17 protein-coding genes are annotated in these 19422 nt (G+C 58.1%); 1 reads left to right on the forward strand and 16 read right to left on the reverse strand.

Features of this window, described 5'->3' with window-relative positions; all coding sequences use genetic code 11:
* The 3 genes from GS636_RS17685 to GS636_RS17695 form a co-directional block, all read right to left on the reverse strand.
* Positions 1-1992, reverse strand: a complete 1992-nt coding sequence (locus tag GS636_RS17685; RefSeq protein WP_171671204.1) for a proline/glycine betaine ABC transporter permease — start codon at positions 1990-1992, stop codon at positions 1-3.
* Positions 1989-3011, reverse strand: a complete 1023-nt coding sequence (locus tag GS636_RS17690) for a glycine betaine/L-proline ABC transporter ATP-binding protein (RefSeq protein ID WP_171671207.1) — start codon at positions 3009-3011, stop codon at positions 1989-1991. The genes GS636_RS17685 and GS636_RS17690 overlap by 4 nt, the downstream gene beginning before the upstream one ends.
* Positions 3012-3085: 74 nt before the next feature.
* The gene (locus GS636_RS17695) at positions 3086-4021 is read right to left on the reverse strand and encodes an ABC transporter substrate-binding protein (RefSeq protein ID WP_171671209.1); all 936 of its coding nucleotides are present in this window, start codon (positions 4019-4021) and stop codon (positions 3086-3088) included.
* Between the two features lie 215 nt (positions 4022-4236).
* Here GS636_RS17695 and GS636_RS17700 point away from each other — a divergent pair, with 215 nt between their 5' ends.
* Positions 4237-5010 carry a DeoR/GlpR family DNA-binding transcription regulator gene (locus GS636_RS17700; protein ID WP_171094839.1) on the forward strand — a complete coding sequence of 258 codons (774 nt, stop codon included), beginning with the start codon at positions 4237-4239 and terminating at the stop codon, positions 5008-5010.
* Positions 5011-5014: 4 nt separating this feature from the next.
* Here GS636_RS17700 and GS636_RS17705 read toward each other — a convergent pair whose 3' ends face one another.
* The 13 genes from GS636_RS17705 to hutI all read right to left on the reverse strand — a co-directional run bounded on the left by GS636_RS17705 (position 5015) and on the right by hutI (position 19338).
* On the reverse strand, positions 5015-5770 hold the full coding sequence (locus tag GS636_RS17705) for a methyltransferase domain-containing protein (protein ID WP_171094842.1): 756 nt from the start codon (positions 5768-5770) through the stop codon (positions 5015-5017).
* Positions 5767-6387 carry a DUF452 family protein gene (locus tag GS636_RS17710; RefSeq protein WP_171671212.1) on the reverse strand — a complete coding sequence of 207 codons (621 nt, stop codon included), beginning with the start codon at positions 6385-6387 and terminating at the stop codon, positions 5767-5769. Before GS636_RS17710 ends, GS636_RS17705 begins: the two co-directional genes overlap by 4 nt.
* Positions 6384-7670: an adenosylmethionine--8-amino-7-oxononanoate transaminase gene (bioA, locus tag GS636_RS17715; protein WP_171671214.1), complete on the reverse strand. Its 1287-nt coding sequence runs from the start codon at positions 7668-7670 to the stop codon at positions 6384-6386. The genes GS636_RS17710 and bioA overlap by 4 nt, the downstream gene beginning before the upstream one ends.
* On the reverse strand, positions 7667-8287 hold the full coding sequence (bioD, locus tag GS636_RS17720) for a dethiobiotin synthase (protein ID WP_171671217.1): 621 nt from the start codon (positions 8285-8287) through the stop codon (positions 7667-7669). Before bioD ends, bioA begins: the two co-directional genes overlap by 4 nt.
* Positions 8284-9417 (reverse strand): 8-amino-7-oxononanoate synthase, encoded by a 1134-nt coding sequence (locus GS636_RS17725; protein WP_171671219.1) that lies wholly within the window; start codon positions 9415-9417, stop codon positions 8284-8286. The genes bioD and GS636_RS17725 overlap by 4 nt, the downstream gene beginning before the upstream one ends.
* A complete protein-coding gene (gene bioB / locus GS636_RS17730; RefSeq protein WP_171671222.1) occupies positions 9414-10394 on the reverse strand; it encodes a biotin synthase BioB in 981 nt (326 codons plus the stop codon). Before bioB ends, GS636_RS17725 begins: the two co-directional genes overlap by 4 nt.
* A gap of 114 nt (positions 10395-10508) precedes the next feature.
* Positions 10509-11357, reverse strand: coding sequence for a carboxylating nicotinate-nucleotide diphosphorylase (gene nadC, locus GS636_RS17735; RefSeq protein ID WP_171671224.1), 849 nt, complete (start codon positions 11355-11357; stop codon positions 10509-10511).
* Entirely contained in the window at positions 11354-12922 is a 1569-nt protein-coding gene (locus tag GS636_RS17740; protein ID WP_171671227.1) for an L-aspartate oxidase, read from the reverse strand. Before GS636_RS17740 ends, nadC begins: the two co-directional genes overlap by 4 nt.
* 6 nt (positions 12923-12928) lie before the next feature.
* Positions 12929-13978 (reverse strand): quinolinate synthase NadA, encoded by a 1050-nt coding sequence (gene nadA, locus GS636_RS17745; RefSeq protein ID WP_171185413.1) that lies wholly within the window; start codon positions 13976-13978, stop codon positions 12929-12931.
* Between the two features lie 143 nt (positions 13979-14121).
* Positions 14122-15804: a urocanate hydratase gene (hutU, locus tag GS636_RS17750; RefSeq protein ID WP_171671230.1), complete on the reverse strand. Its 1683-nt coding sequence runs from the start codon at positions 15802-15804 to the stop codon at positions 14122-14124.
* The gene (hutG, locus tag GS636_RS17755; RefSeq protein WP_171671233.1) at positions 15801-16595 is read right to left on the reverse strand and encodes an N-formylglutamate deformylase; all 795 of its coding nucleotides are present in this window, start codon (positions 16593-16595) and stop codon (positions 15801-15803) included. The genes hutU and hutG overlap by 4 nt, the downstream gene beginning before the upstream one ends.
* The gene (hutH, locus tag GS636_RS17760; RefSeq protein ID WP_171671236.1) at positions 16592-18130 is read right to left on the reverse strand and encodes a histidine ammonia-lyase; all 1539 of its coding nucleotides are present in this window, start codon (positions 18128-18130) and stop codon (positions 16592-16594) included. The genes hutG and hutH overlap by 4 nt, the downstream gene beginning before the upstream one ends.
* Positions 18127-19338 carry an imidazolonepropionase gene (gene hutI, locus GS636_RS17765; protein ID WP_171671238.1) on the reverse strand — a complete coding sequence of 404 codons (1212 nt, stop codon included), beginning with the start codon at positions 19336-19338 and terminating at the stop codon, positions 18127-18129. Before hutI ends, hutH begins: the two co-directional genes overlap by 4 nt.
* Positions 19339-19422 lie beyond the last annotated feature (84 nt).

Below are 19422 nucleotides of genomic sequence, written 5' to 3' on the forward strand. Positions count from 1 at the left end.
TTAACTCTCCAGTCCAAAGCGGATGCGGGCCTGACGGGCACCTGCATTGATCAGGCGGTCGGCAATGATGGCAATGAACGCGATGGCCAAACCCGCGACCAGACCCCTGCCCGTATCTGCCTTGGTCAGGGCGATATAGACCTCTTGCCCCAGATCGCGCGTACCGACGAGTGCAGTGATGACCAGCATCGACAGGGCCAACATGATGGTTTGGTTGATGCCCAGCAGAATCTCAGGCAGCGCCATGGGCAGGCGGATATGGCGCAACAATTGCGTACGGGTGCAGCCGGAAACCAAACCGGCCTCAATCAGTTCCTCACTGACCGAGCGCACACCATGTGCCGCATAGCGCACGGCTGGGGCCAGCGCATAAAGGACGATTGCGATCAGCGCAGTGAAATCTCCTACCCGGAACAACATCACAACGGGGATCAGGTAAACAAAGCTGGGCAGGGTTTGCAGCGTGTCGATCAGTAGGTTGATCACCGCTCCGGCGCGTTTGTTCAGTGCCGCCAGCACACCCAGAGGCACCCCGATCAGCGTCGCCAGAATGACCGAGGCTCCGCACAGATAGACCGTCACCATCGCTTTGGACCACAGGCCCGACACAAGGATTAATGAGGCCATTCCTCCGCACAGCGTTGCCAGACGACAGCCGCCCGCGTGCCAGCCCAACAGGATCAGCATTGCAATGGCCCACGGCCACGGGATGCCCAGCAAAACCGTCTTTATCGGGATCATGAACCACGTGAGGAAGAAGACTTTGATCGCCTCGAACACGTCGAAATAGTTGACGTTCAGATACTCGACGGTGTTGTCCCAGAACGCGCCCGTGGTGATTGTCTGGCTGTCGGGATACTCCAACAGCAGCGGCGAGAACTGGCCCAGCACCCAGGTCACAACCAACAGGATCAACACCAAAACTGTCCGGCGATGGCGCGCAACCCACGAGCCCGGTTGTTCGTGATGCACCTGCCCCATGCGTTCGGCAAAAGCCTGGCTGAGACGATCGACAGCGATGGCCAATACTACAATGGCAATCCCGGCCTCGAACCCCGCGCCAATGTCCAGACGGCGCAGTGCAGCGAGGACGTCAAACCCCAGCCCTCCGGCCCCGATCATCGAGGCGATGATTACCATGTTCAGCGTCAGCATGATCACCTGATTGACGCCCACCATCAGGCTGTGGCTGGCCGAGGGCACCAGCACCCTCCACATCAACTGCCGCTGGGTTGTGCCGGCCATGCGACCAAAATCGAGGATCTCGGGGTCCACGCCCTTGAGCGCCAGCGTGGTGATCCGCACCATTGGCGGCGTGGCGTAGATAATCGTGGCAACCAAAGCCGAGATCGGACCAAAGCCAAACATGAACAGGATCGGCACCAGATAGGCAAAGATCGGAATCGTCTGCATCAGGTCCAGAATGGGCGAGATGATCTTTTCGAACAGCGGATGGCGATAGGCGAGGATGCCTAACAGCAGCCCTCCGCCCGCTCCAATCGGCACCGCGATCAGGACCGAGGCCAGCGTCACCATCGCGCTTTCCCATTGCCCGAAGACAGCGAGATAGATGAAACAGGCCCCGACCAATGCGGCAAGTGCCCAGTCACGACAGTATTGCCCCAAAGCGATGACAGCGGTAATCACAACGATCCAGCTGATCGCAGGCAGGATGACCTGCGCGTCATTGCCCTGACCGCTGACAAACCCGTCCGCCAATAAGGCAAGCACCAGATTATAAGGTTGTTCAATCATCCACGCGATGGCGCGGGTGACATCGGTGAACGAGACGGGCCCGATGGCAGCGTCCTCGATCAGCCACGTCATCGCCGAGGAAATATAGGTCTTGAACGGGATCACCCAGGCCGAGGGGAACTTGGTCAGCCAACGCGCATCCAGCGCTTTGCCCAGATCGCGGCCATAGTACCCAAGCACGATTGTGATCAGAACAAGGGCCAGAGCAATGGCCTGCGCCCGGTTCAACCGGATCATGCCGCATCTCCGTCGCCGAATAGTACATGCGCAACAGCTTTGCGATCAATCGCTCCCACGGGTTGCCCCTCTGCATCCACAACAGGGATCGGCGCATCGGCGGCGATGATGCGTTCGGCCACGTCAGAAACGCGGGCAGATTGCGCAATTGGCTCTCCTTCACCTGCGGCGCCGGGGGTCATGACGCCGCCGACGGTCAGAACCTTCGAACGCGGGATATGTCTCGTGAACTCAGCCACATATTCCGTGGCAGGGTGCATCACCAGCTCTTCCGGAGTGGCGATCTGAATCACTTCGCCATCTTTCATGATGGCGATGCGGTCTGCCAGGCGGACAGCCTCTTCAAAGTCGTGCGTGATGAAGACGATGGTCTTGTGCAGGCGTTCCTGAAGCCGCAGAAACTCGTCCTGCATCTCGCGCCGGATCAGGGGGTCGAGGGCCGAAAACGGCTCATCCAGAAACCACAGATCGGGTTCGGTCACCAGCGAACGGGCGATACCCACACGCTGTTGCTGGCCGCCGGACAGCTCACGCGGATAGTAATCCTCGCGCCCTTTCAGACCAACCAGTTCCACCACTTCGCGAGCCTTCGTTTCGGCCTCGGCTTTTGGTGTGGCCTGAATGGTCAGAGGGAACATCACATTCTGCAAGACGGTCAGATGTGGCAGCAATGCAAAATGCTGGAACACCATGCCCATCTTGTGGCGTCGAATTTCAATCAGTTCTTTGTCGTTTGCACGTAACAGATCAGCGTCGTCAAAAATGACCTCACCACCAGTGGGTTCAATCAAGCGCGACAGGCAACGAACCAAAGTCGATTTCCCCGACCCGGACAGCCCCATAATGATAAAGATCTCGCCTTCCGCGATGTCGATATTGGCGTTGCGCACGGCCCCAATCAAACCTGCATCACGGATGTCATCCGCTGACGGGTTGGGGTTTTGCTTCAACAGCGCTTCAGCGTTTGGCCCGTATAGTTTCCAAACGTTGCGGCAGGACAGTTTCGTCTTGGGGGGCATCGGTGTGGTCCGGTAAGTTTGCAAAAAAGGCCAGAGCGGTCCGAGAGAGCGAAAGGGCCGCTCTGGCCAGTGGATTATTTTGAGATCCAACCCGACCAGCGGTCTTTGTTGGTCTCCATCCACTCTGAAACAACACTGTCAATTTCCACGCCGTCCAGATCGGCCTTGCCGACCATCGCACTCATTTCGTCATTGTTGATGTTGTACGCCTCGATGATGTCATAAGCACCGGGCCATTTCTCCTGCAAGCCGGACCAGGCAGCCTTCCAGATTGGCCCACGCGGCTTGCCGCAGTCATAAGCCATGTTGGGATTCACACCAACCGAAGGGTCGCTATAGCATTCGGCTGAAAATGGCGGGAATTCTACGAATTCACCCTCATACTTGGCCGGCGCCCAATGGGGTACGTAAACCCACAGAACGATCGGATCTTGCCGTTGATAGGCAGATTCAAGCTCGGCAAACAAAGCTGCATCGGTACCCGCATGTACCACCTCGAAATCCAGCTCCAGAGCTTCGACACGCTCTTCGTCGAAGCCGCCCCAGGTCACGGGCCCACCGACATAGCGGCCGCTTGGTGCGGTTTCAGCGGTCGAGAATTCTTCCGCGCAATCGCGCAGAGCTTCCCAATTCGGCAGCCCCGGGCAACGCTCTTTCATGTAGCTGGGATACCACCACTCTTCGATGGCCATCAGACCGGTTTCCCCGACATTCACAACATTGCCCGAAGCCGTCGCTTCGTCCAATGCCTCGCGGCCGGTTGTTTCCCAGATTTCCATCGCCAGATGCAGGTCGCCCGTTTTCAGGCCAGCGAATTGGGCAATGTAGTCAGCCTGAACGTATTCGACGTTGTAGCCCGCTTCTTCAAGGATCGAACCCATGATCTTGGTATTGATCAGCTGACCGGACCAGTCGTGCAGCGTAAGCTTGATCGGATCAGTGGATTCCTCCGCCCAGGCTGACGTAGCAGCCGCAACGGCAAGTACCGAAAGTCCCAGTTTGCATTTCATAACACCATCTCCCTGTCGTGAATTTTTTGATGAATCGGTGGCATTGAAGACAGACCAACACACTGTGGGGTTTTGTGTCAATAAAAACCAAGTAAAGCCACATATTTTTAATTCTGAGCTCAAATATTCTACTATGTTTTGGCGTAATGTTGCTTTCTGTGGGTGTTGCGGTATCCTTGAACTACTCGTATGACGAGACTATCAGAGCGAAAAACATGAACCTTAAAACAACCAACCAACGAGAAGAAGAGATTCTGCGCGCGCTGTTTCGCACAGGCGGATCCTGTCGCGTAAGCATCCTGGCGAATGAGTTGGGCGTTACGCTGGAAACCATTCGGCGCAATGTGCGCAATCTCGAGGAACGCGGCATCGTGCGTAAGGTTCATGGTGGCGTCCATCTGTTGGAGGACATCCTGGAGCCGTCGCTGGAAAGTCGGCTAGACAAGAAGGTTGATGCAAAAGAAAAGCTGGCCAAAGCAGTGGCCGAAGTCATCAGCGACGGAGATTCGGTCTTTCTGGATATTGGCTCGACTACAGCTTATGTGGCGCAGGCTCTGTGTGACCATAACAACCTGTTTGTGGTGACGAATTCGGTTTTTGTTGCCCAGACTCTGGCGTCCCGGAACAATAACCGGGTGTTTATGGCAGGCGGTGAACTGCGCCCCCATGACGGCGGCGCGTTTGGTGTTGAGGCACAAGACCTTATCAAACGTCTGAACGTCCGGTTTGCTGTTCTGTCGGTTGGGGCGGTCAATGCCGAATCCGGCTTTATGCTGCATGACCTGCAGGAGGCCAACCTGGCGCGTATCGCCGCCCAGAATGCCCAGGTTCGCATCGTGGTAGCTGACGGAGAAAAGCTGGGTAAGCGCGCGCCGGTCACTTTAGACTCTGCCAGACAGATCAATCTGTTCTTTACGGACACCCGTCCGTCAGAGGATATCCGCCAGATGTTGTCTGCAAACGAAATTGATCTTGTTGTCGCCGAATAAGCGCTTATCGTTTTTGAGCGACAATCCAAATCGGGTGATATGTCAAAGACACCCCGTTGGCCGTTCCAAAATTTCGCACATAGTCTTCTTCAAACCGGGCCAGAGTGGACTTGGTCCATGTCCCTTTTGCACGCCCATTCACCCCGGTTCTGCGCAGATATTTTAAAACGTCCCTTGGTGTTTTGAAGAAAGATGGCCGGATGCATTCTCCAGCGGCCAGAACCTGCATCGACCCTTCGACAGCTGCGACTAATGAACGGGCTTCGCAAAGTCCGGGTGCGTGTGCAGTTGATCCGATGCGGGACAACTCTTGATATTGCTGCGGTCCAAATCCTGAAATGGCCAACCAACCACCGGGGGCCAAGGCATCGACTGCCTGCTGCAACAATCCGGCCGGGTCTTCCATCCACTGGATCATCGAGGCCGAGGCGACCAGATCAATCTGATCGGGCCATTGCACCGAGCGCACGTCGCCTGAGATGAATGCTGCTGCTTCGGCCTCTGCCGTCACTTGGGCTTGTGGCGCGATGTCGTTCACGATGAAATCGGGAAGATCGAAGTTTTGCCGCAGCATTCTGGTCAGGTGCCCGGTACCACATCCCATTTCAAACGTTGTGTGAAACTGAGCCGGAGCACCGACACGGCAGAGTTCGGAAACCAATTTTTCCGCGACCCAAGCCTGTTGACTGGCTGTGTCGTGATAGGTTTCGAAGCTTCTGCTGAAACTTCGTTGCACCTTATCCGCCAATTGCACGATCATGATAGCCACTCCGCCCAGGTCTGACCCGCTTGGAAAGGCACATGGAGCCCGGCGATGGATCTGACTTCGCTGGAAGAATGAGCCCAGGCCGCCTCTTGCGCCTTCGTCGGAATGACGCGGTCACGCTCGGGTATCCACATCAGATCAAACCCAGGGTCCGATGCCGGTCCGCGTTGAATCACCGAATGCAGCTCTTTTTGTGCGGCGGTAATGTCCAGTTCCGGAGCGTCGCCGCGCAAGCCAGCGCGGCGGCAAAATTTGGCAAAGCTGGAGGTCGTAAGCTGATCTGCTGTAGCCCGGATCATGTCGGGCGCTATTCCGCGGTCAGGACAAGACGGGTGCAACGTGCCGCTGACCGCAACCAGCCGGTCGGGACGAAACGAAGTGTTGGCCAACCAATGCGCAGCGGATGCGACGCCAAAGGAAAACGCGAGCATGTCGACACGGTCAAAACCTGTCAAATCAGGCAAGGGATCATCAAGCCGGGTATAGTCATCAATCAGTAAAACAGACGCGTCACCGGTCAGACCCTGGAACGGTGCAGCACCAAGCGCCCAACCCCCGAACACAAGGATCAGAGCGCCGTCGTCTGATTGCTCCAGCCACCTGTGCTTCATCCCTGCCCCCCGGCCAGCCCGACCATTGCGCTCGTGACCTGGCTGAGCTCATCAGGAGAGATGACGTAAGGGGGCATACAATAGATGTTGCGCGCGAAGGGGCGCAGCCACACTCCGGTCTTTGGCGCCAGCTGGTGGGCGACAGAAGGATCAACCGTATCCTTCATTTCGATGACGCCGATGGCACCAAGGACTCTGACATCCGCTACGCCAGGCAAACCGCGGGCTGGCTCCAGTTCGGTGCGCATCTGGGCCTCGATATCAGACACCTGGCGTTCCCAATTTCCCTCGGCCAGTAGACCGAGGCTGGCCGATCCCGCAACGCAAGCCAGCGGATTGGCCATGTAAGTCGGGCCGTGCATGAACACGCCCGCTTCGCTGTTGCCGATGCCATAAGCCACCTGCTCGCTGGTAACCGTTGCCGCGAACGAGATATGTCCACCGGTCAGCGCTTTGCCCAAGCACAGAATATCGGGTTTGACGTTAGCGTGATCGATGGCGAACAACTTGCCGGTGCGGCCAAAGCCCGTTGCAATCTCATCGAAGATAATCAGCACGTCGTGGGCGTCGCACAAAGCGCGGGCCGCGCGCAGCCATTGAGGGTGATAGAAATACATGCCACCTGTGCCTTGAACCACAGGCTCAAGGATCAGGGCCGCCAATTGGTCGCCTTTCTCGGCAAGCAAGCGCTCCAGCGGCTCCAGCCCGTTCTGTACCGAATCTGCGGGCCATTCGTCACCCAACCGCACGTGGGGGCGCGGCAGGAAGTGCTGGATCGACAAAGCCCCGCGGAACAACCCGTGCATACCGGTGACCGGGTCGCAGACGCTCATAGCCTTCCAGGTATCGCCATGATAGCCGCCCCGAATGGTGGCGAACTCGAATTTACCGGTGCGGCCATGGGCCATTTGGTATTGCACCGCCATCTTCATCGACACTTCGACCGAGACCGAGCCACTGTCACAGTAGAAAATGCGGTCCAGTCCCTCGGGCAGCATGTCGACCATCCTGCGCCCCAGATCTACGGCCGGTTGGTGTGTCAGCCCCCCAAACATCACATGGGGCATCTTCTCCAGCTGTTTCTGCATCGCAGATGTGATCGCAGGGTGTTTGTGGCCGTGGATTGCACACCACCACGAGGACATGGCGTCGATCATCTTCACGCCGTCTTCCCGGTACAGATAAACGCCCTCGGCCCGGTCGATCAGGTGCATCGCGCCGGGGTTGGCCACGTTGGTGTAAGGGTGCCACAGGTGTCGGGCGTCAAACTCGAGCGGGGTCACAGGAACCTCCGAATGGTGGCAACGTCTATCGCTGAAAAGGCATCTGCCAGGCTTTGCTGTGTCAAATCGCCGAGCATCGGAAGCCGCCCAAGGTGACGAACATTACTCATCTCAACGATAGTTTGTTCAACATCCGGCTCAGCCTCACCGACAAAGGCAACACCCACGACCTCACATCCCCTGCCACGCAGGGCCATTAAGGACAATGTGGTGTGGTTAATCGTTCCCAGCGCCGTGCGTGCGACCAAAACCACCGGAGCCCGCCATTGCGCGATCAGGTCCAGGTAATAGCTTTTACGATTCAGCGGCACCATCAGGCCCCCTGCCCCCTCAACGACCAGCGGCCCGTCAACCTGCGGCACAGCAAGGCGTGAGAGATCAATTTCGACGCCCATGTCTTCGGCAGACAGATGGGGTGATGCAGGCAAGTTCAGGCGATACGCCTCGGGCAGCACTTCGGCGCCCGACAATTTTAGAACGGTTTCTGTGTCCGTCGCATCTTCCAGGCCCGACTGAACGGGTTTCCAATACCGGGCATTCAGAGCCGCCGCCAGACCAGCGGAAAAAACGGTTTTCCCGACGCCTGTGTCGGTTCCGGCAACGATCAGCGCGCTCATGCGGCCTCCGATTGATAGCTGGCGATGGTTGCAAACAGTGCCGAGATGTCCTCGTGGGTTACATTTCCGGTGATCGACACACGCAGTCTGGACGTTCCCTTGGGAACGGTGGGGGGACGGATGCCTCGGATGTCAAAGCCCTGTTGCTGCAAGGCAGAGGCTGTCGCCATCGTTCTGGCCTCGTCCCCCAAAATAACCGGGACGATCTGGCTGGTCAGGGCCGAATCCGGCAGTCCTGTTTGCCGGGCCACGTGATGGGCATGGCCGACGCGTTCGCGTGCAGCAGCAACCAAACGATCATTGGCAGCCAACTCTTGCAGAGTGGCCCGCACCAAAGCAGCGTTCAAAGGCGAAGGCGCGGTTGCAAAGATAAAGGGTCGCGCGCGATTGATCAGCGTATCAATCATCACACGCGGGCCACAGATCACCCCGCCCGCAACACCCAGACCCTTACCGCAAGTGTGCAGGGTTAAGAGGTCTGCGCTCAGATCATGGGCCAGACCTTTGCCATTCAGGCCAAAAACGCCAGTGGCGTGCGCTTCATCCACGATCAGAACAGCGTCAGTGTCGCGCGCCAAGGAAGCCAGGTCCTCCAGCGGGGCAAGGTCGCCTTCCATGGAATAAACGCTTTCCACAGCAATCCAGATGTGGCCCGCACCACCCGTTGCCCGCCATTCGGTTAAAGCCTTGCGCGCATCTTCTACATCATTGTGGCGGAAGGCACGCAGATCCGCGCGGCTGGCACGCATCCCTTCATGGGCACTGGCATGAACCAAAGCGTCATAAAGCACCAGATCTCCAGCCGCCGGCAGGGCGGAAAAGATCGCCTGATTGGCCTGAAACCCTCCACCCATGAAAAGCGCGGCTTCAGATCCAAAGAACGCGGCGGCTTCCTGTTCCAGCGCCTCGTGTTCAGGGTGATTACCCCGCAGCAAGCGCGAGCCGCCTGAACCAACCGGCACCCCGCGCGCCAAGGCGGCCTGTGCGGCATCTTTCAACAGATTTGATCCGGCCAGCCCCAGATAGTCGTTCGACGCAAAATCCAACCCGCGCGCAGGGATCAAATCCCGGCGGCGGTGCCGGGCTTCAAGCGCATCAAGCATGGATTCCAGCCGATCGACTGCTTTCATTCGGCAGCTTCCGTGCGTTTATGCTCTTCCGCCGTTTCGGCCTGAATGCCAAGTTTCGCGAACAGGACCGAGTCGGTGTCTTCCTCGGGGTTTTCCGCAGTCAGGAGCGTTTCGCCCACAAAGATCGAGTTCGCACCGGCGAAGAAGCACATCGCCTGCATCTCATCGCTCATGTCACTGCGCCCGGCGGACAGGCGAACATAGGATTTCGGCATCAGGATACGTGCGGTTGCGATGATCCGCACAAAGTCGATAGGATCAATCGGCTCTGCATCGGCCAATGGTGTATCCGCCTGCGGCATCAGCATGTTGATTGGCACCGAATCCGGCGGAGGGGTCATGTTGGCAAGTGTCAGAAGCATGTCGATACGATCGCCGGTATGTTCGCCCATACCCAGAATACCGCCCGAGCAGACCTTGATACCGGCTTCCTGCACCCGGTTCATCGTGTCGATCCGATCCGAGAATGTTCGGGTGGTGATCACTTCGGAGTAATAACGTTCGGAGGTGTCGATGTTGTGGTTGTAATAGTCCAACCCGGCGTCGCGCAGCTGAACCACCTGAGTGTCATCCAGCATGCCCAACGTCATGCAGGTTTCCATACCCATCGCCTTGACGCCTTCAACCATGGCAACCAGAGCAGGCATGTCACGTTGTTTGGGTTCGCGCCAGGCAGCACCCATACAGAACCGGGTTGCGCCGCCATCCTTGGCTTTCTTGGCCTCGGCCAGAACACGCTGAACTTCAATCAGTTTTGACGCTGGCAGGGTCGATCCGTTGCGGGCCGATTGCGAGCAATAAGCGCAGTCCTCGGCACACCCACCGGTCTTGATCGACAGCAGCTTCGAGGTCTGGACCTTGTTGGGATCAAAGTTCTCACGGTGCACGGTTTGTGCCCGGAACAGAAGATCCATCAAGGGAAGATCATGAACAGCTTGCGCAGACTTTCGGGTCCAGCCGGAATGAGGGATGATCATTTTATCTATAAAACTTCCTGCAGCTTGCGTTGCCGCAGATTTATTATCGATAAAACTGAATTGCGCAACCATGTTGGCGCAAATGAACCCAAATCAAGCGGAAATGCCGCGCCTTCAGAAATCCAGCCCCAGATCCACAGTACGCGCGGAATGCGTCAAGGCACCGGACGAGATATAGTCCACGCCGGTTGCTGCGATGGACGCCACGCGATCAAGGGTTACGTTCCCGCTGGCTTCGGTTTTCATCTGACCATCCACCATGGCAACAGCTTCGCGCAGCACGTCGTCGTCCATATTGTCCAGCAACACGACCGAGGCTCCGCCAACTTTCAGGACCTCGGCCAACTGATCCAGACGGTCAACTTCGATTTCAACCGCCATCATGTGGCTGGCCTGGGCCTTGGCGGCTTCCAATACCTGACGAATACCGCCCGCTGCAGCGATATGATTGTCCTTGATCAGGATCGCGTCGGACAGGGAATAGCGGTGATTGTAACCGCCTCCATGCAACACGGCCTGCTTTTCAACGATACGCAGGCCAGGCGTGGTCTTGCGCGTGCAGGTAATACGAGCGTTGGTGCCCTTGGTCTGCCCCACAAATGCGGCGGTCTTGGTGGCAATGCCGGTCAGACGACCGGCAAAGTTCAGGGCGACCCGCTCACCCGACAGGATTGAGGCAGCAGATCCCTTAATGGTCATCAGCGTGTCACCACGACGACAGGGCGCGCCGTCTTTGACCAGCACTTCAACCTCAAGCGCGGGGTCCACAAGGCGGAACGCGATTTCGGCGACCTGCATACCCGACACGACAGCATCTTCGCGTGCGTTCAGCCGGGCCGTATATGTGGTCTCCTGCGGGATCACGGTTCGGGTGGTCACGTCGCCGTAGCTTCCCAAATCCTCCATCAGCGCAGCGCGGATCACAGGTTCAAGGATCAGATCTGGCAGGGTTGCAAATGTCATGTCAGTTCCTTGCAAGCTTCGGCCCGAATGCGCAGGGCCTCAGAGAGGTACATTTTGGACCGTTCACCGGGTTGGCCACCGGTGTCAGGGAAGTCAGAGCGTTCATGCGCACCGCGACTTTCTTCGCGCTGCAAAGCAGAGGCCGCAATCAGCGTCGCCGTCGCGCACATGTTCCTGAACGAGGGACAATCACCATGGCGCGCCTCTAACTCGGCTATGGTTTTCAATGCGCGGGTCAGTCCTGAACGTTCCCGGACGACACCGACATCACGGGTCATGGTATCGCGCAACTCTTGGACTGCTTGCGCCGTATCGGGTGCCTCGCAGGGAGCGAACTGCAAGTATATCGGGTCGGTATTTGCACCGTTTGGCAGCGACTTTGCTATGCTCTCGGCACATATGCGGGCAAAGACCAGCGCTTCGAGCAACCCGTTTGATGCCAGACGGTTGGCCCCGTGCAGACCCGTCGAAGACGCCTCACCACAGACCCACAACCTGTCCAGGCTGGCCCGACCATCTGTATCCGTGGCAATGCCGCCCATATGATAATGGGCCGCCGGGGCGACCGGGATCGGGTCGCTTGCTGGGTCAATACCGTTGCGCGCGCAGGAGGCTGCCACTGCGGGAAACAGCTTATGAATTCGCGCACCCAAGGCGTCGCGTGTGTCCAGCATAGGTCGATTGCCTGCCTGCACTTCGGCAAAGATCGCACGCGCCACGACGTCGCGCGGGGCCAGTTCAGCGTCCGGGTGAACGGCCTGCATGAACCGGCTGCCCCGCTTGTTGATCAGGATCGCGCCTTCCCCACGCAGCGCTTCGGTGGCCAAAGGCGCAGGATCTTCACCCACATCCATAGCTGTAGGGTGAAACTGAACAAACTCGGCATCAGCAATAAGCGCCCCGGCGCGTGCGGCCATGCCAATAACCTGCCCCCGAATGCGTGCCGGGTTTGTGGTCAGTGCATAAAGCCCGCCCGAGCCGCCACCCGCCAGCAGCACCGCAGGTCCACGTAAAGTAATGGGTGCAGAGCCAGTCTGTCTTGCCTCCTGTAGCACCACCCCCGAGACTTTGCCCTCGTCCACGTCCAAAGCCACCGCAAGGACGCCTTCCAATATCTGAACCGAAGAAGTCTCGCGCACACGCTCGATCAGGGCAGCCATGATTTCACTGCCCGCCTGATCGCCTTTCACGCGCACAACACGGGCGTAACTATGCGCGGCTTCTCGCGAAAGAACGTAACCGCCATCTTCAGTGCGGTCGAAGGGCGTGCCAATCTCGGTCAAGTCAAGGATGTATTCTCGTGCTTCGCGAGTGACCAAGTCGGCCACATCAGGCTCGACGGTGCCTGCGCCGGCATTCACGGTATCGACAGCGTGACTCTCCGGGCTGTCCGCCAAATCCATTGCCGCCGCGACACCCCCTTGCGCCCAGGCTGAGCTTGCCCCCTGCCCCAACGGATCTGGCGAGATCACCACCACCGGGCGCGGTGCCAGCTTCAACGCCGCATAAAGCGCACCGATACCGGCCCCGACAATAATGACCCGATCCGTGGTGGCGTCAGTCATTTCAATTCAGATGCCCAGCTTGCGGGACAGATCAATCATGGCCTGAACGGATTTGCGTGCCTTTTCCGCCACGTCTTCTGCAACTTCGACCTGACCTTCCATCGTGTGCAGGGCGTAGAGGATTTTTTCCAGCGTGATCTTCTTCATGTACGGGCACATGTTGCAGGGGCCCACAAAATCGACCTCGGGCAGCTCGTCGGCAATATTCGACGCCATCGAGCATTCGGTGATCAGCATCGCCTTTTCGGGCTTCTCGTCATGCACGTATTTGATAATACCGCTGGTCGAACCCGAATAGTCCGCTTCGGCCACCACATCTGGCGGGCATTCGGGATGAGCGATCAGCCGTGTGCCTGGATTCCATTCGCGGAAATCGCGCAGGTCCTGAGCTGTATATTGTTCATGCACGATGCAGGACCCAGGCCAATAAACCACGTTCTTGTGGCTTTGATTTGCGACATTCTGCGCCAAATATTGATCCGGCGTCATAATAACCGTGTCGCTTTCCATCGCGTTCACGATCTGCAACGCGTTGGATGATGTGCAGCAAATGTCGGAACCCGCTTTGACCTCGGCTGTGGTGTTCACATAAGACACAACCGGTGCACCGGGATATTTGGCGCGCATCTCTTCGATTCCGTCTGCAGTAATCGATTCTGCCAGCGAACAGCCAGCCTCCATATCAGGCATAAGAACGGTTTTCTGAGGGCTCAGGATTTTCGACGTCTCGGCCATAAAATGCACACCGGCCTGAACGATCACATCCTCTTCCACCTCGCTGGCTTTGATCGCCAATTGCAAACTGTCGCCGACGAAATCAGACACACCATGGAAAATCTCGGGCGTCATGTAATTGTGCCCAAGGATCACAGCGTTACGCTCTTTCTTAAGCGCATTGATGGCACGCACATAGGGCGCATAGATTGCCCAGTCCGGTGGGCTGACCACGCGGTCCATACGGGCAAACGTGTCATTCATCTCATTGGCCAGCGTGGCCGATGGGGCGAGGTCATAGACGTCCGAAAGAACCGAGCGGACATGTGTAATATCGAGCAACGGGCGAGCCACCTTTGTCAGTTGTCGTTAGCCTTGCTGGCTGCTTAACGGCTTAGCCCTAGCCGAAAGACACCCGGTTCGAAACCGGAAATTTCGGCGTTAGCGCTAAGCCATGCAGACAAATTCAAAGATGGATGAGCAATTCAGCCCAGAATGCCCGGCAAACGCAGCCTATGTTCACGTGCGCAGGCCTTGGCATCCTCATAACCAGCATCCGCGTGACGCCAGACGCCCGAGGCCGGGTCGTTCCAAAGCACTCGCTCCAACCGCTTGGCTGCTGCATCCGTGCCGTCGGCGCAAATGACAACACCTGCGTGCTGAGAGAAGCCCATGCCAACACCGCCGCCGTGATGCAGCGACACCCAAGTGGCACCTGACGCGGTATTGACCAGAGCGTTTAGCAAAGGCCAATCGCTGACAGCGTCAGAGCCATCTTTCATTGCCTCGGTTTCGCGGTTGGGCGAAGCGACCGAGCCGCTGTCCAAATGGTCTCGGCCGATGACAACGGGCGCTTTCAGTTCGCCGTTTCTGACCATCTCGTTAAATGCCAACCCAGCCTTATGGCGGTCGCCTAACCCGATCCAGCAAATACGCGCGGGTAGGCCCTGAAACGCGATGCGCTCTTGCGCCATGTCGAGCCAATTGTGCAGATGGGTGTTCTCGGGGAACAGTTCCTTCATCTTGGCATCGGTCTTGTAGATGTCTTCAGGATCGCCCGAAAGCGCGCACCAACGGAACGGGCCTATGCCGCGGCAAAAGAGCGGGCGGATATAGGCGGGGACAAAGCCGGGGAAGGCAAATGCGTTCTCCAACCCTTCATCCTGCGCCACCTGCCGGATGTTGTTGCCATAGTCCAGCGTCGGTACGCCTGCGTTCCAGAAATCGACCATTGCAGCGACGTGCTGTTTCATCGAGGCGCGTGCGGCTTTCTCAACGGCCTTGGGATCGCTTTCACGTTTGGCGGCAGCTTCGGCCAGGGTCCAGCCCAAAGGCAGATAGCCATTGAGCGGATCATGGGCGCTGGTCTGGTCGGTAACGATATCGGGACGCATCCCACCGGCCTGCATCCGCCGGTAAATCTCGGGGAAAATTTCAGCCGCATTGCCTAATAGACCAACGGACTTAGCCTCGCCCGCTTTTGTGCAGCGGTCGATCATGGCAAGCGCCTCGTCCAGCGTCTCGGCCTTTTCATCCAGGTACTTGGTACGCAGACGGAAATCGATGCTGTCCGGGTTGCATTCGACCGCCAGACAGCAGGCCCCGGAAAAGACAGCCGCCAGAGGCTGCGCGCCTCCCATGCCGCCCAGACCACCAGTCAGAATCCACTTGCCGGTCAGATCGCCGTCATAGTGCTGACGCCCGGCTTCGGCAAAGGTCTCATAAGTTCCCTGCACGATGCCTTGCGTTCCGATATAGATCCACGAGCCAGCGGTCATCTGGCCATACATCATCAGACCCTTCTTATCGAGCTCGTTGAAGTGATCCCAATTGGCCCAATGCGGCACAAGGTTTGAGTTCGCGATCAGCACCCGAGGCGCATCCGTGTGCGTGCGCACAATGGCCACCGGCTTGCCGGATTGCACGACAAGCGTCTCATCCTCTTCTAGATCCTTGAGGCTGGCGACGATGGTATCAAAATCGTTCCACGTCCGCGCTGCGCGCCCGATGCCGCCATAGACCACCAACTCATGCGGGTTCTCGGCCACATCCGGATGCAGGTTGTTCATCAGCATCCGCATCGGCGCTTCTGTCATCCAGCTTTTGGCATTCAGTTCCGGCCCTGTGGGCGGATAGACGTCGCGGGTGTTCTTGCGAGGATCGGTCATGCAGCAATCTCCAATGCGGTGTCCTGGATGGCGTCCAGTATATCTTTGAGCCATCGGCGCAGCCGGTTGGCTTTGGTGGTATCATATGCCCAAGGCGCAGTTTCAGCGCTCAGGTAGGTGGACTGCGCCAGTTCCATCTGAATGGCGTGGAAGCCCTCGGTAGGGCGGCCATAATGCCGAGTCGTCCATCCGCCTTTGAAACGGCCATTCAAAATGGTGCTATAAGGTGAGGATGATGCGAACTCATGTATGATGGCTTCAATAGCTGACGCGCACGTCACGCCATTGTTTGTTCCGATGTTTAGATCAGGCAGAATGCCATCGAAGAGAAACGGAATGTGGCTGCGGATCGAGTGGCAATCATACAAAACGGCTATCCCGTGGATCGCCTTGACCCGCTCAAGCTCGGCCCGCAGCGCGGCATGATAAGGCGCGTGAAACGCCTCGCGTCTTTCGACAATATCCTTCTCTGTTGGCGGGATATCCCAGATGTCTTGCCCGTCAAAATCTGTAAGCGGCACCAAGGTCGTCGTGTTTTGACCGGGATAAAGCGATACGCCGCCCGGGTCGCGATTTGCATCAATCACATAACGATGAAAGGTTGCCCGCACAGTGGTCGCACCGGGCAGGAGTCGCTCGTAAAGCGAGTGGATATGCCAGTCCGTATCCGCCAACTCCCTGCCCCGTGCATTCAACTTGGCTTCGATCGAGGCGGGCACATCGGTGCCGGTATGTGGCAGGCCCAGAACGATAGGGCCGTCGCCCCGCGTGACTTCGACCGGACCGCTCACGCGCCAAGCTCCGGCATCGCGACACCTGTGCCATGGGCGATCTCGCCACTTGCAATCAGGGCCGAGGCTGCTTCGATCTCGGTCGCCATATATCGATCATCGCCCAAGGCTGGAACGACCGCCCGCAGGCGCGCCATCACGCCTTGTAGCGTTTCGCTTGTGGGCAATGGCGCTCGGAATTCGACCCCTTGCGTCGCGCAAAGCAATTCGACCCCCAGAATACGTTCCAGATTAGTGACCATCTGCCCCAATCGCCGCGCACCATGGGCGGCCATCGAGACGTGATCTTCTTGATTGGCCGATGTGGGCGTTGAATCTGTCACGCAGGGATTGGCTAAGTGCTTGTTCTCGCTCATCAACGCGGCGGTTGTCACTTCAGCTATCATATAGCCCGAGTTCAGGCCGGGATTTGGCGTCAGGAAAGGCGGCAAATCAAAACTGAGCGCTGGATCGACGATCAGCGCAATACGGCGTTGCGCAATCGCCCCGATTTCAGCCACGGCAAGTGCGATCATATCCGCCGCGAATCCCACCGGCTCGGCGTGGAAATTTCCACCCGAGACGATCAGCCCGGCCTCGGACAGAACCAAAGGATTGTCGGTGGCTGCGTTCGCTTCAATCTCAAGCGTGGTTGCTGCTTGGCGCAACACATCCATGGCGGCACCTACCACCTGAGGTTGGCAGCGGATGCAATACGGGTCCTGTACGCGGGTGTCACCTTCTCGATGGCTTTCTCGGATTACCGAGCCTGCCAGAATGGCACGCATCGTTACGCCTGCCTCGATCTGGCCGCGATGACCGCGCAATGTGTGGATCTCCGGCTGCAATGGCGCGGTAGATCCCATGATTGCATCTGTGGTGAGAGCCGAAGTGACCAATGCGCTCTGCGCCGCTTGCCACGCACCAAACAGCCCTGCCAGTGCGAAAGCCGTCGAGAACTGAGTGCCGTTGATCAGTGCCAGCCCTTCCTTGGGGCCCAACTCAACGGGTGTTAAACCCGCCGCCGCCAACGCCTCACCACCGGGCAAAACACTTCCGCCGAATTCGGCCTCTCCCTCGCCCATCATAACGGCGGCCATATGCGACAGCGGCGCCAGATCGCCTGACGCACCAACCGATCCTTGCGCGGGGATCAGCGGGGTCACACCTTTGTCCAGCATAGCCTCAAGCAGGTCGATCAGCTCCAGCCGCACGCCAGAGGCGCCGCGTCCGAGGCTGAGCAGTTTCAGCACCATCATCAGCCGCGCAACCGCGCGTGGAATGGCGGGACCAACACCACAGCAATGGGACAGAATTAGATTGCGTTGCAGCGTCGCGGTGTCCTCGGCCGCGATCTTGACGCTGGCCAGCTTGCCAAAACCGGTATTGACCCCGTAAACCGCAGCGGCGCCCGCCGCTGCATCGGCAATACGGGCATGCGCCGCGTCGATACCGGGCCGGCAACCCGGATCCAGCCGCACGGCACATTCTTCTCGGAAAACCTGTTCCAGCTGCAGCAGAGTAACAGCGCCGGGGATGAGCGTGAGGGTCGTCAAATTACGCCTCCGAGTATTCGGGTGTGAAGGGGATTGAAACCAACGCGATAGGCCAGTTCCGCCGGATGGGTGATGTCCCACACAGCCAAGTCCGCGCGCAATCCAGCGACGATCCGCCCGCAATCCTGCAGACCCAACGCGCGCGCCGCATGGGCGGTGACCCCTGCCAGAGCCTCTTCGGGTGTCATACGAAACAGGGTGCAGCCCATATTCATGGTCAGCAACAGTGAAGTGACCGGAGCTGATCCGGGGTTGCAATCGGTGGCAAGCGCCATTGGCACACCATGTTTGCGCAACAGATCTATTGGCGGGGCCTGCGTTTCGCGCAGGGTGTAAAAGGCCCCCGGCAGGATTACCCCGACAGTGCCGGCGTCGGCCATGGCCTGAACGCCTTCTTCATCCAAATACTCGATGTGATCGGCAGACAATGCGCTGTACGAGGCCGCCAGTTTTGCGCCGCCGAGATTGGACAATTGCTCGGCATGGCATTTGACCGGCAGGCCAAGTTCTTTCGCCACATCAAACAACGGAACAAGTTGATCGGGAAGGAATGCTATTCCTTCGCAAAAGGCATCCACAGCATCCACCAGACCCTCTTTATGGGCTGCGCGCAGGGTTGGAATGCAGATTTCAGCTATGTAGGCCGCGGGCCGGTCTTTGTACTCCTCGGGCACTGCATGTGCGCCCAGAAAACTGGTTACGACACGTACCGGGCGATGATCCGGCAACGCGCGGGCAGCGCGCAGCATGTTCAATTCCGTATCACGATCCAGACCATAGCCGGATTTGACTTCGATCACCAATACACCCTCGGCCAGCATTGCGTCCACGCGAGGCAACGCCTGTGCAATAAGGTCATCAATGCTGGCGTTACGCGTGGCTTTTACCGTCGAGATGATACCCCCACCCGCGCGCGCCACTTCTTCATAGCTTGCACCATTCAGTCGCATCTCAAACTCGACGGCGCGGTGGCCACCATGCACCACATGGGTGTGGCAATCGATCAGCGCGGGCGTCACCAGACGGCCTTCAAGGTCGGTTCGGGGCAGCGCGGCAAATTTGCTGGGCAGTTCAACCCGAGGACCCACCCAGGCAATACGGCCGTCTTCGACTGCAATCGCCGCATCTTCGATCAGCCCATAGGCCGTAGATTCCGCGATCATCGTTGTCGCGTTCAGACCTGAAAATACCCGATCTTGCGAGTGCATCCGACTCTGCGCCTCCTTGCAGTTCTCTCTTTTCTCGTACATTTCTATATGTAATATGTCTATCCATAAAATGAGGTGAAATTC

The sequence above is a fragment of the Ruegeria sp. HKCCD4884 genome, from assembly GCF_013110855.1.
GTDB lineage: Bacteria > Pseudomonadota > Alphaproteobacteria > Rhodobacterales > Rhodobacteraceae > Ruegeria.

What these genes read in the sequence shown, in the direction of transcription:
- GS636_RS17710 (WP_171671212.1), bottom strand. Translation starts at nt 6,387, where the DNA reads ATGAAGCACAGGTGGCTGGAGCAATCAGACGACGGCGCTCTGATCCTT.
- hutI (WP_171671238.1), bottom strand. Translation starts at nt 19,338, where the DNA reads ATGCACTCGCAAGATCGGGTATTTTCAGGTCTGAACGCGACAACGATG.
- GS636_RS17690 (WP_171671207.1), bottom strand. Translation starts at nt 3,011, where the DNA reads ATGCCCCCCAAGACGAAACTGTCCTGCCGCAACGTTTGGAAACTATAC.
- GS636_RS17725 (WP_171671219.1), bottom strand. Translation starts at nt 9,417, where the DNA reads ATGAAAGCAGTCGATCGGCTGGAATCCATGCTTGATGCGCTTGAAGCC.
- nadC (WP_171671224.1), bottom strand. Translation starts at nt 11,357, where the DNA reads ATGACATTTGCAACCCTGCCAGATCTGATCCTTGAACCTGTGATCCGC.
- GS636_RS17695 (WP_171671209.1), bottom strand. Translation starts at nt 4,021, where the DNA reads ATGAAATGCAAACTGGGACTTTCGGTACTTGCCGTTGCGGCTGCTACG.
- hutU (WP_171671230.1), bottom strand. Translation starts at nt 15,804, where the DNA reads ATGACCGATCCTCGCAAGAACACCCGCGACGTCTATCCGCCCACAGGG.
- GS636_RS17740 (WP_171671227.1), bottom strand. Translation starts at nt 12,922, where the DNA reads ATGACTGACGCCACCACGGATCGGGTCATTATTGTCGGGGCCGGTATC.
- bioD (WP_171671217.1), bottom strand. Translation starts at nt 8,287, where the DNA reads ATGAGCGCGCTGATCGTTGCCGGAACCGACACAGGCGTCGGGAAAACC.
- GS636_RS17700 (WP_171094839.1), top strand. Translation starts at nt 4,237, where the DNA reads ATGAACCTTAAAACAACCAACCAACGAGAAGAAGAGATTCTGCGCGCG.
- GS636_RS17705 (WP_171094842.1), bottom strand. Translation starts at nt 5,770, where the DNA reads ATGATCGTGCAATTGGCGGATAAGGTGCAACGAAGTTTCAGCAGAAGC.
- bioB (WP_171671222.1), bottom strand. Translation starts at nt 10,394, where the DNA reads ATGATCATCCCTCATTCCGGCTGGACCCGAAAGTCTGCGCAAGCTGTT.
- GS636_RS17685 (WP_171671204.1), bottom strand. Translation starts at nt 1,992, where the DNA reads ATGATCCGGTTGAACCGGGCGCAGGCCATTGCTCTGGCCCTTGTTCTG.